Here is a 12,367-nt window from a genome sequence, read left to right on the forward strand (position 1 = left end):
ACCTGTCCCTCTAGTATAGCCCACTGTTTTTGCACTTATCTGGGGTCGATCTGCGTCTCGATCGCATACCGGACGAGCTGCGACCGGCTCCGAACCCCTGCTCGCTCAAACAGCTTCTGCAGCACCGCCTTCACCGAGCTTTCTGTCATCTCCAACTGCGCCCCAATTTCCTTGTTGCTATGCCCCTCAAGCACACCCCGCAACACCCCCGACTCCCGCGTACTTAGCCGCTCCGCCACCGGCCTCTCAGCTCCAGCCAACCCGCCCGACGCAATCAACGACAGCGACGCACGCGACGAAATCCACCGCTCACCCTTCGCCGTGCGTTGGATCGCAAGCATCAACTCCACGGTCGGTTCCGTCTTCAAAAAGATTCCCGTATTCAGCTCCGTAACCGCACGCATCAGATCTGCCGATCCCATCCCCGCGGTCACCATCAGCACGCGCGCGTCTGGTCTTAATCTCCGCACCTTGCGCACCAGGTCAAGTCCATTCCCCTCACCCGATCCCTCCAGCTCATAGTCCACGAGCGCCGCGTCAAACTCTAGGCCGGCTCGCAGTGCCGCCAGGGCATCCTCAGCATTCGCGAAGTCGCCGCTAATCTCCACGCCCGCCTCACCCTCCAGCAACCGCCGCAGGCTCTCCCGAAACAACGTGTGATCATCCACCAACAGCAGCCGAATCACCTCGTGTTGACTCTTGGCCTTCATACATCACCCTCGACCGGAATCATCTCCACGACAAACGTGGCACCAGCCACGCTCGGTTGATACGCCAGGTTGCCATGAAAGCTCAGCATCATCGCGCGTGACAAATACAGCCCCAACCCCGAGCTCGACGACCCGCCGCCGAACGGCCGAAACAAGCTCGCCGGATCTCTTACCCCCGGCCCATTGTCTGAAACCTTCACCTGCACCAATCCAGCCACCTCGGCAGCGCGCAGCTCCAGCCGCGCATGTTCCACCGGCGCCAGCACCTTCTCCGCATTCCGCACCAGGTTCAGAAACACCTGCAGAAGGCTCTGCTGATCCGCCCACACCTCCGGCAGATCCTCCTCAACATGCCACCCCAACTCAATCCCAGACTCACGTAGCGACGGCGTCAGAATAATCCGCAGCTCCCGCAAAAAACTTTCCAGCCGCAGCTTTGTTGGCTGTCGCCGAGCCAAAGAAAGTTCCAGCGACGCCATCCGCTCCAGCGCCGTAACCAGCTGCCTAAGCGCTTCAAAATCCTCCGACGGCTCTTCCACTACAAACGTCGCCCGCAGATTCTGCTGCACTACGGAGATCGCCGCGCAGATATTGCGAATCTCGTGAAACAGCGCTCCCACCGCCAACCTCGATCCCACCAGCACCTGCTCCAGGTTCGCCTCTTCTCGATCGCGCACCTCGGTCGACGCGTCGATGATCATCGCCGTCAGCCTTCCCCCACGCGACGTGATGTACGACGACACCCACACATCCGCCAGGAACGGGTCCTGCGTCGCCCGCAGTCCCTGGCACTGCAGCATCGTCTTCAGATGCTCCCACCCTTGCCGCTGAATCTGTACCCGCGCCAGCGACGGCATAAACACGTTCAGCGACGAGCCCTGTAACTGTGCCGCCCCCATCGGACCCTCCCCCGAAAACATCCGCTCCGCTGCATCATTCGCCTGCAAGATCGTGCCCGTCTCATCCGAAGTGATAATCGCGATCGAAGAGTTAGCCACCACCAACCGCAGCTGCTCCTCAGCTCCACGTCTCGCTTCAATCTCCGACTCCATCGCACCTAAATGCGACCGTTCTGTAGCGCGGCGCATCAATACCTCAGACACATACAAACCCGCCGCCGTGTACGCGAAGAAATACAACGAGTCACGGGCAATCCCGTCCCGCAAGGTCCACGGATATCCATTAGCAAACTCAACCACCGCCGCGCACACTGCGCCCAACAATGGAATCTGCCACCGCCGCAGCGCCGTACTCATAAGGACAACTGGCGCCAAGTACAGCAACGCCAGCGGAATCGCCTCACTCAGCTCCCGATCCATATACCCAATGATCGCGATCCCCACCAATCCGGTCACGAGTCGGAACGCGTTGCTTTTCATGATGGTGGCTGCAAATCTCATCGCTATCTTCAGTATCTGTAAATTCAGACAGTATCAACGCGTCTTATCGAAAGATAAAAATGACAATCATAAGATTGAGCGTTGTTCCCGCCTCTGAACATTCCACTTGGTTTACCCTCAAAGTAATCGCTTATTGTCGACTAGCCCTACGCATTAACCTTCGAAATCTATGAAAATGACGCTGAAAACGCTGCCAGATCAAGACTGTCCGAAGCCGGGTGCCCACGGTCTGTATCGTACCGCCGCACCTCTTCTTCTCTTCGCGCTCAGCCTCACGGGTTGCAAGCATGAGGCGGCGTCCCAGTCCGCGGAAGCTCCGCCCGCCGCCCAGGTAGAGGAAATCGGCGGCTCCAACCTCGTGCATGTCGACGGCGCCGGGCGCTTTTCGCTCGTGCAGGCGTTTACTCAGCCCGTCCGCACCAAACTCCAGGTCACCGGCTCGGTCAATCCAGATGTCTCTCGCGAGATTCCCGTGCTCTCCCTCGCCAATGGCCGAGTTGTCGCCCTCCACGTCGGTCTGGGCGATTACGTCCACAAAGGCCAGCTCGTCATGGAAGTTCAAAGTCCCGACGTCTCCACCGCCTTCGACGCCTATCTCAAAGCCGTTAACGACGAACACCTCGCTACCGTCACCCTCGATCGCGACAACCTGCTCTACAACAAGGGTGCCATTCCAAAGTCCCAGCAGGAAGCAGCACAGACCGGCGAAGACGATGCTAAGGCCGACCTCATTGCCGCCGAACAGCAACTCAAAATCCTCGGCGTCGACAAAAATCATCCCAGCGAGAACGTTAGGATCTACGCGCCGACGAGTGGCGTCATCACCGCGCAAAACGTCACCGCAGCCGGTGCCGCAGGCATCACCTACGCAGGCGCCGCCGGTTCGCTCACCATCGCCGATCTTTCGCACGTCTGGGTCATCTGCGACGTCTACGAGAATGATCTTGCCAACGTCCGCGTCGGTCAGCACGCCGACATCACCCTCAACGCCTTCCCCGGCAAAACGTTCTCCGGCACCATCAGCGACATCGGCGCCCAGCTCGACCCCAGCCTGCGCACCGCAAAGGTCCGCATTCAGGTCGAGAACCCACAGCATCTTCTTCGCATCGGCATGTTCGCGACCGCCATCCTTCAAGGTTCACGCGCTGAACAGCGGACGGTCGTTCCTGCCACCGCGATCCTCCAACTGCATGACCGTTCGTATGTCTTCCAGCCCGCGAGCGATGGCACCTTCAAGCGTGTGCTCGTGACAATCGGCGACTCCCTTCCCGGCAATCTTCTCGTAGTCACCGCTGGCGTCCAGCCCGGCCAGCAGGTCGTCAACAACGCACTCGACCTCGAGAACGCGGCGGAGCAGCAATGATCAAGGGTTTGGTGGATTTCGCACTGAACAACCGCTTCATCGTGCTGGTTGCGGCGTTACTCCTCTTCGGATGGGGAGCCATCTCCTTCCACAACCTTCCCGTCGAAGCCTATCCCGACGTCGCCAACAATTACGTCAACGTCATCACCCAATGGCCTGGCCGCTCCGCTGAAGACGTTGAGCAGCAGGTAACCGTTCCCCTCGAAAATGGCATGGCGGGCATCCCCCACATGACCCACCTCCGCTCCACAACCCTCGCCGGTCTCTCCAGCGTCACCATGATCTTCGACGACGACAGCGAAGACGACTGGAACCGAGAGAAGGTCCTCGAGCGTCTCAGCCAGGTCACCCTCCCCGCAGGCCTGCAGCCCCAGATCGGCACCGACTGGAGTCCCGTCGGCCAGATCTACTGGTACACCCTCAAGAGCACCAACCCCTCCATCGACACGATGCAGCTCAAGAGCATCCAGGATTGGCAGCTTGAAAAAGCCTTCCGCAGCGTTCCCGGCGTCGTCGATGTTTCCAGCTTCGGTGGTGTCACCCGCGAATACCAGGTCATCCTCGACCCCGAGAAGCTGATCTCCTACGGCCTTACCATCCAGCAGGTTCAACAGCAGATCGCGGCCAACAACGTCAACGCCGGCGGCAGCTTCATCGAGCAGGGCAATCAGCAGATCAACGTGCAGGAAGTTGGCCTCTTCACCAACGTCCACGACATTGAACAGGTAGTCCTCAAGACCTCCAACGGTACTGCCATCCGTGTTTCGGATGTCGCTCGCGTCGTCCAGGGACCAAAGATCCGCCTCGGTCAGATTGGCAAGACCTGCAAGCCGGAGGACGGCACCTGCGACAAAAACAACAAGGGAATCCGCCGGGAGGATGGCAAGCTCGTCGACGACAGCGACGTAGTCGAAGGCACTGTTCTCCTCCAGAAGGGCGATAACTCCGACAGCACCCTCGATGCCATCCACGCGGAGGTCAAGGACCTCAACGAACATATCCTCCCACCCGGCGTGAAGATCGTTCCCTTCCTCGATCGCAGCGATCTCCTTGGTCTCACCACCGAAACCGTGCTCCACAACCTCACGGTCGGCATCTTCCTCGTCGCGCTCATCCTCTTCCTGTTCCTCGGTAACCTGCGCGGCGCTCTCATCGTCGCCATCACCATCCCGTTCTCTCTCCTCTTCGCCTCCATCTGTCTCGACCTTCGCCACATCCCAGCCAATCTCCTCAGCCTCGGCGCACTGGACTTCGGCATGGTCGTCGAAGGCGCCGTCGTGATGGTCGAAAACATCGTCCGCCATCTCAGTCATCACCGTCAGGACGATAAGTCCGTGATGTCGCAGATTCGCGAGTCGGCTCACGAAGTGCAGCGTCCCGTCTTCTACGCCATCACCATCATCATCACGGCCTATCTGCCGATCTTCACCCTGCAGTCAGTAGAAGGTCGCCTCTTCAAGCCGATGGCCTGGACCGTAGCCTTCGCCCTGCTCGGCTCCCTGATCTTCTCCATGGTGCTCGCACCCGTGCTCGCGAGCTTCCTCTTTCCAAACGGAACTACCGAATGGGAAAACCCCGTAATGCGCTGGCTTACAGGCCGTTATCGCGCCAGCATTACCTGGGGCATTGATCACAAGATCGTTCCATTTGCCACGGCCACGGCTATGCTCCTTCTGGGCGTCTTCCTCATGTTCAGCGGAGTCATTGGATCGGAGTTCCTCCCTCATCTGGATGAAGGCGCAATCTGGGTCCGCGGCTCTCTCGCCCCAAGCACGGGCCCCACCGAAAGCTTGGCCATCGCGGATAAAACCCGCCTCACCCTCGCCAGCTTTCCCGAAGTCACCCAGGTCATCAGCCAGATTGGCCGTCCCGACGACGGCACCGACACCACCGGCTTCTTCAACACCGAGTACTTCGTCGACCTCAAGCCCAAGGACAAGTGGCGTCCCGTCTTCCACGACAACAAGGACGAACTCATCGCCGCCATGGATCGTCAGTTGGAGAAGACCCCCGGCGCCGTTTGGAACTTCTCCCAGCCCATCTCCGACAACGTCGAGGAGGCCGTCAGTGGCGTCAAGGGCGAGCTCGCCGTGAAGCTCTACGGCTCCAACCTCAAGACCCTCGAAGAAAAGGGCGACCAGATCGTTCAGACCATGAGCTCCATCCCCGGCGTCGCCGACCTAGGCCTCTTCCACGTCATCGGCCAGCCAAACCTGAGCTATGTCGTCGATCGAGCCGCCGCGAACCGGTACGGCATCAACGTCGCCGACGTTCAGGCCGCCATCGAAGGAGCCGTCGGCGGAACCATCAATGGAGCACCCGTCACCCAGGTTCTCGACGGCGAAGCACGCTACGACGTCATGGTGCGCTACGATCCCGCCTTCCGCTCCACTCCAGAAGCGATCTCTAACATCCGCCTCCTCGCTCCCTCCGGCGAGCGCGTCTCCCTCGCCCAGCTCACCCACGTCAAAGTCGAAGACGGTGCCGAAGAGATCTATCGTGAAGGCGGCAGCCGTTTTGTGGCCATCAAGTACAGCGTGCGCGGCCGCGATCTCGGCAGCACCGTCCGCGAAGCGATGGACAAAGTAAACAAGCAGGTAAAGCTTCCCCTTGGCTATCACCTCGACTGGGCCGGTGAGTACGCCAGCCAGCAGCGCAGCTCCCGCCGCCTCATGATGGTCCTTCCCATCACGATCCTTCTCATCTTCATGATCCTCTACGGCATGTTCAACTCCTTCAAGTGGGCCGTACTTGTTCTTGCCAACGTAGCCATTGCCCCCGTCGGCGGTCTCGTCGCCCTCTTCCTCACCGGCAACCACTTCAGCGTCTCCTCCGGCGTCGGTTTCCTCGCCCTCTTCGGCGTCTCGGTGCAGACCGGCATCATCATGCTCGAATGCATCAATCAGATTCGCGCCCGTGGATATGCCGTGCGCGAGGCCGCCATCGAGGGCGCCGTCCTCCGCCTTCGCCCCATCATGATGACCATGCTCGTAGCAACGCTCGGCCTGCTCCCTGCCGCGCTCTCTCACGGTATCGGCTCAGACTCGCAGCGCCCCTTCGCCATCGTTATCGTCGGCGGCCTGGTCGGAGCCCTCGTCATGGGCGTCTACCTTTTGCCCACGCTCTATGTGTGGATCGCGCGTCCTGCGGATATCTTGCCGGCGCCGGACACCGAATTCGAGAACTAACATGAAGATCTTCCTCAAACCCCAACCCGCTTTTCTCGCCTTCTTCGTCTTCGCGACGCTAGGCGCGTCCGCACTTCGCGCGCAGAACGCTCCGTCCCAGGACACCAATCAATCCCAGTCCAGCTCCAGTTCCACCGCCAACAACGCGGGCCAGACCGCAGCCGCCGCCTACGCCGCTGGAGTCAACTCCGTTCCCGATCCCCGCATCTCGCCCACCTCGAAACCCGGGGCACTCACCCTCGCCCAAATCCTGGATCTCGCCCGCACCAAAAATCCCACCATCCTCGCTGCCGAGCAAAACCTCCAGGCCGTCCAGGCGCAGGAGATCCAGGCCGGCGTCCACCAGAATTTTGACTTCGGCGTCACCGGCAGCAACATCACCCTGCCCGCCGAAGGCGCCTCCAACCCTTACCAGTACAGCCTTCAGGTCTCGCGCCTCTTCGAGCGCGGCAACAAGCGCAAGTGGCGCCTCGAAGATGCGCGCGCCACCACCGGCCAGACCAGGGCCCAGCTCGAAGACTCCATCCGCCAGACCGAGCTCACCATCAAGATTGCCTTCACCCACATGCTCATCGCGAAGGAGTCTCTCGAACTGGCCGGCGCCAGCCTCAAGGACTTCGGCCACGAGGTCGACATCGCCAACGACCGCTTCAAGGCCGGCGACCTCGGCAAGCTAGACTTCGAGCGCCTCGATCTCCAGCTCGGCGACTACGAGTCCGACGAATCCAACGACATCATCACCCTCCGCCAGGCCAGCGACCAGCTCCAGACCCTCATCGGCGTAGAATCCCCGACCGAGGACTTCGACATCACCGGTGACATCATCCCGCCCAATGTCACCCAAACCAAGGACCAGCTCCTCCAGGCCGCGCTCACCAATCGCCCCGACTACGCCGCCGCCCACTTCGGCGTCGCAGCAGCAGACGCCAACGCCCGCCTCGCCGTCGCCAACGGCACCGCCGATCCGACCCTCGAAGGCGAGTACGACCGCAGCGGAACCTACAACTCCGCTGGCTTCTCCTTCAACATTCCCATCCGTGTCTTCGACCGCAACCAGGGCAACAAAGCCACCGCTCGCTTCCAGGCCGACGCCTCCCGCCTAACCGAAACGGCCGCCCGCTACCAGGTCATCTCCGACGTCGATCAAGCCTGGGTGGGCTACGTACAGGCCAAACGCCTCTCCGACCGTTACAACTCCCACTATCTCGACGAATCGCACGACGTCCTCTCCATCGCCCAATACGCCTTTGAGCACGGTGGCATCGCGCTTATCGACTACCTCGACGCCCTCCGCGACGCCCGCTCCACCACCCTCAACGCCCTCAACGCCTATCAGCAAACCTGGCTAGCCATCCATCAGCTCAGCGCCGCATCTGCCTCCAATCTGACCCCTTAAATCGCAAAAATCACTCACCTATACTTTCGGCGCACGCCTTTAAGTAAACGTTGCCTTATGATGGCAGCGGAGGAAGAACTTTCTTGTCGTCCATCAGCAACCCATCCCCTCAGCCCGGAAAAATCGCGCCCGGCCAGCCTCTGCACTGCGTCGCACCGGCTCGCGTCAATCTGCTCGGCGAGCATACCGACTACACCGGCGGCCTCGTCCTCCCCATGGCCATCCCCTTCACCACCCACGCCATCATCTCTTCCCGCCCCGACAATCTCTATAGCTTCACCAGCGAGCTCTTCCCCGACACCCTCGCCCTCGACCGCGATGACCGCTCCCCCTCCCGCAGCATCTGGGCCGACTATCCCGTCGGTGTCCTCCGCCAGCTCCAGCTACGCGGCATCGCCCCCCCAGCCTTCGACCTCCATCTCTCCGGCAACGTGCCCTTCGGCGCCGGCCTCAGCTCGTCCGCCTCCGTCGAAGTCGCCACCGCCATGGCCCTTCTCGCCTTCACCGGCGCCTCGCTCTCCATCGAAGACATCGCCTTACTTTCCCAGCGCGCGGAAAACAACTACGTTCACTCCCCCTGCGGCATCATGGATCAGTTCGTCATCACCGCCGCCAAAGCCGGCCACGCCCTTCTCCTCAACACCCGCGACCTTACCTACGAACATCTCCCCATGAACAAGGGAGCCCTCGCCGAGACTCAGATCGTCGTCTGCAACTCCATGGTCAAACACTCCGTCGCCACCGGCGAATATCGTGTGCGTCGTCGCGAACTGGAAGAAGGTCAGGCCGTCCTGCGCAGCACCTTCCCTAACGTGCGCGATCTTGGCGACGCGTCCCTCGATCAGCTCAACCAGTGCCAGCACCAGATGTCCCACGAGGCCTTTATCCGCTGCCGCCACGTCGTCACCGAAAACGCCCGCGTCCGCTCTGCCCGCGAGTCCATGTTCTCTGGCGACCCAACTTCACTTGGCCAACTCATGCTCCAGGCCCACATCAGTTACCGCGACGACTTCGCCGCCAGTTGCGAAGAAGTCGACTTCCTCGTCGACACTGCCATCAACCTCCCCGGCTGTTTCGGAGCCCGCCTCACCGGTGGCGGCTTCGGCGGCTGCACTGTCAACCTCGTCGAACGCAACCATAGCGAAGCCTTCGCCACCGCCCTCAAAGCTGCCTACCAACAACACTTAAATATCGCCGCCGAAACCTATCTCTGCGATGCAGTCGACGGTGCCTGGCTTCGCAACGCACCACTCCCCTCCACCCGAGCACCCCAGGAACGTGCATGATCAACAAGATCTTTCAGGAGTCGCCTCACCGCCGCTGGAACCCCCTCAAGCAGGAATGGGTCATCGTCTCGCCGCACCGCACCGAGCGCCCCTGGCAGGGCCAGACCGAATCTACCTCCACGCCCCCATCGCTCGCCTACGATCCCTCCTGCTACCTCTGCCCCGGCAACACCCGCGCCGGCGGCCACAAAACCCCCAAGTACACCGGCACCTACGTTTTCGAGAACGACTTCGCCGCCCTCAAGCCCAACACTCCCGCCGCGACCCTCGACATCGACAGCGCAGGCCTCATCCGCGCTGAAACCGAAAGCGGCACCTGCCGCGTCCTCTGCTTCGACCCGCGCCACGACCTCACCCTCGCCACCATGGACGTCGCCGCCATTCGCCGCGTCGTCGAGACGTGGGCCGAACAGGCAGCCGAACTCGGCGCGCGCCCGGATATCCAATACGTGCAGATCTTCGAGAACCGCGGCGCCATGATGGGCGCCAGCAATCCCCACCCCCACGGCCAAATCTGGGCCACCCAGCACATCCCCGACGAACCTTCCGTCGAGCTCGCTACCCAGCTCGCCTACCTCGCCGAACACAACCAGCGCCTGCTCTCCTCCTACCTCACCCTCGAGCTCTCCCAACACACGCGTATCGTCGCCGAAAACGAAACCTGGGCAGCCCTCGTTCCCTTCTGGGCCGTCTGGCCCTTCGAGCTACTCCTGCTCCCCAAACATGAAGTCACCCGCGTAGAAGCTCTCACTGACCCTCAGCGCGACGGCCTCGCCACCATCCTCAAGCAGGTCACCAGCGCCTACAACCGTGTCTTCGACACGCCCTTCCCCTACTCAATGGGCCTTCACCCCGCGCCCGCCGACAACCAGCCCCACCCCGAGTGGCTACTCCACCTGCACTTCTACCCACCCCTCCTCCGCTCCGCCACCGTCCGAAAATTCATGGTAGGCTTCGAGCTCCTCGCCTCGCCTCAGCGCGACATCACCCCCGAATCCGCCGCAGCCACTCTCCGCGCTGCCATCGCCAACTCCAGCAAGGAGCTTCAATGAACGTCTTAGTCACCGGCGGTGTCGGCTACGTCGGCGGGACCGTCGCGACCATCCTCATGCAGCAGGGTCACCAGGTCACTATCCTCGACAACCTCTGCCACAGCAAGCGCAACGAGGTCCCCGCAGGCGCTAACTTCGTCGAAGCCGACATCGCCGACCGTCCCCTGGTCGAGTCCCTCCTCCGCGACCTTCAGCCCGACGGCGTCCTCCACTTCGCCGCCCTCATCGAAGCCGGCGAGTCCATGCAGAGGCCCGAAATCTACTTCCGCAATAACACCGCCTCTACCCTCTCTCTCCTCGAGGCCATGCTCACCACCGGCGTCAACAAGCTCGTCTTCTCCTCCACCGCCGCCGTCTACGGTGAACCCACCACTACCCCCATCGAAGAATCTGCAGCCCTGGCTCCGACGAACGCCTACGGCGAATCCAAACTGCTCGTCGAACACATGCTCCGCTGGTTCAACCAGATTCACGGCTTCCGCTATGCCTCACTCCGCTACTTCAACGTAGCCGGCGCACTCCCCAACCGCGGCGAAGCCCACGAGCCCGAGTCTCACATCATCCCCCTCATCCTCGATGTCGCCCTCGGCCGCCGCGAAAAAATCTTCATCTTTGGCGACGACTACTCCACCCCCGACGGCACCTGCATCCGCGACTACATCCACGTAGCCGATCTAGCCGACGCCCACATCCTCGCCCTCAACGCCCTAGCCGTCCGCGACAAGATGATCTTGAACCTCGGCAACGGCAGCGGCTTCTCGGTCAAGCAAGTCATCGAAGCCGCCCGCCGTGTCACGGGCCATCCCATCCCCGTTGAAATAAAACCCCGCCGCGCAGGCGACCCCGCCCGCCTCGTAGCCAGTTCCGAGCAGGCCAAGGCCAACTTAGGCTGGCAACCCAAACACCCCGAGCTAGACGACATCCTCGCCAGCGCCTGGGCCTGGCATCAGCAGCGCTACTCCAAGTAGCGCCCTACGGCTGCGCGATCCGAATCACCTCACCCACACCGCGCAACGAATACTCCACACCCTCAGCAGGCAGCACCAGAACCCTCCAAGGATCAAGCCCAACTAACCGCTCGGCACCGTCCACCAACACGCCTTCACCCAACGCAAACAACATCTGCATCTTCCCGCTCAACCCCAGCGCCACCCCCGCGTTGGTCGCAGCAAACCGATCCACTACAAAATAATCCGACGCCACCAGCCGAGTAAATCCATCCATCGCCACCGGCGCAACCAGTCCCGCACTGCTCGATGTACGTGTCACCGCCAGCCCAGCATCCACATGCAACTCGCGCGGCCGCCCAAAGTCATACAGCCGGTACGTAATGTCGCTGTATTCCTGCGTCTCCAAAATCACCATCCCCGGCCCGATCGAATGCACCGTCCCGGCATCCACAAACACCATGTCCCCGGTCTTCACCGGCAAATAATTCAGCTTCTCTTCCAGAGTTCCATCCGCAATCGCCCTCTTGATTTCCTCGTTTGAAATCTCTCCACGAAATCCCAGCGCCAGCTCCGCTCCCGGCTCAGCCGACAGCACGTACCAACACTCCGTCTTCCCCCGCCCCAACCCCAGCGCCCCGGCCTGCGCATCATTCGGATGCACCTGCACCGAAAGCTTCTGGCGGGGAAACAGCGTCTTCACCAACAGCGGAAACTCCGCCGAATCACCACCCGCAAACGCCTCCGGAAATCTCCGCGTCATCTCTGCCAGCGACGCTCCTGCAAACTCCCCGGCATCCACCACGCAGGTCTCTGCCGTCAGCCAAGCCTCACCCACTGGCTTCCCCACCTCCGGCTGCGGATACCACTTCGGCAGCGTCTCCACGCCCCAAATCCGCTCCGAAAAAATAGGCCGCAACGAAACCGGCCCAACCCGCTTACCCTCAGTACCCAACCCCATGCGCGTACATCCTCCACAAACCAACGGGCGCCTCAAAACAGCACCGCCATCCGTAGCCTACTAC

Annotated in this window: 9 protein-coding genes; 6 read left to right on the top strand and 3 right to left on the bottom strand. The window is 61.5% G+C overall.

Annotation, left to right across the window (positions count from 1 at the left end):
• Nucleotides 1-35 precede the first annotated feature (35 nt).
• Entirely contained in the window at nt 36-710 is a 675-nt protein-coding gene (locus GSQ80_RS03045; RefSeq protein WP_158786022.1) for a response regulator transcription factor, read from the bottom strand.
• On the bottom strand, nt 707-2,110 hold the full coding sequence (locus GSQ80_RS03050) for an ATP-binding protein (protein WP_158786023.1): 1,404 nt from the start codon (nt 2,108-2,110) through the stop codon (nt 707-709). Before GSQ80_RS03050 ends, GSQ80_RS03045 begins: the two co-directional genes overlap by 4 nt.
• Before the next feature lie 169 nt (nt 2,111-2,279).
• Here GSQ80_RS03050 and GSQ80_RS03055 point away from each other — a divergent pair, with 169 nt between their 5' ends.
• The 6 genes from GSQ80_RS03055 (at nt 2,280) to galE (ending at nt 11,363) form a co-directional block, all read left to right on the top strand.
• Nucleotides 2,280-3,473, top strand: a complete 1,194-nt coding sequence (locus GSQ80_RS03055) for an efflux RND transporter periplasmic adaptor subunit (RefSeq protein WP_254059401.1) — start codon at nt 2,280-2,282, stop codon at nt 3,471-3,473.
• Entirely contained in the window at nt 3,470-6,661 is a 3,192-nt protein-coding gene (locus tag GSQ80_RS03060; RefSeq protein WP_158786024.1) for an efflux RND transporter permease subunit, read from the top strand. Before GSQ80_RS03055 ends, GSQ80_RS03060 begins: the two co-directional genes overlap by 4 nt.
• 1 nt (nt 6,662) lies before the next feature.
• Nucleotides 6,663-8,057 (top strand): TolC family protein, encoded by a 1,395-nt coding sequence (locus tag GSQ80_RS03065; protein ID WP_158786025.1) that lies wholly within the window; start codon nt 6,663-6,665, stop codon nt 8,055-8,057.
• 83 nt (nt 8,058-8,140) lie between these two features.
• On the top strand, nt 8,141-9,343 hold the full coding sequence (galK, locus tag GSQ80_RS03070; protein WP_254059402.1) for a galactokinase: 1,203 nt from the start codon (nt 8,141-8,143) through the stop codon (nt 9,341-9,343).
• Nucleotides 9,340-10,395: a UDP-glucose--hexose-1-phosphate uridylyltransferase gene (locus tag GSQ80_RS03075; RefSeq protein WP_158786026.1), complete on the top strand. Its 1,056-nt coding sequence runs from the start codon at nt 9,340-9,342 to the stop codon at nt 10,393-10,395. The genes galK and GSQ80_RS03075 overlap by 4 nt, the downstream gene beginning before the upstream one ends.
• Nucleotides 10,392-11,363 (top strand): UDP-glucose 4-epimerase GalE, encoded by a 972-nt coding sequence (gene galE / locus GSQ80_RS03080; protein ID WP_158786027.1) that lies wholly within the window; start codon nt 10,392-10,394, stop codon nt 11,361-11,363. The genes GSQ80_RS03075 and galE overlap by 4 nt, the downstream gene beginning before the upstream one ends.
• Before the next feature lie 4 nt (nt 11,364-11,367).
• On the opposite strand, the gene GSQ80_RS03085 is transcribed toward galE, so the two are convergent.
• Nucleotides 11,368-12,303, bottom strand: coding sequence for a type I phosphomannose isomerase catalytic subunit (locus tag GSQ80_RS03085; RefSeq protein ID WP_158786028.1), 936 nt, complete (start codon nt 12,301-12,303; stop codon nt 11,368-11,370).
• Between the last annotated feature and the right edge of the window lie 64 nt (nt 12,304-12,367).

The sequence above is a fragment of the Granulicella sp. L46 genome, from assembly GCF_009765785.1.
Lineage (GTDB): Bacteria > Acidobacteriota > Terriglobia > Terriglobales > Acidobacteriaceae > Granulicella.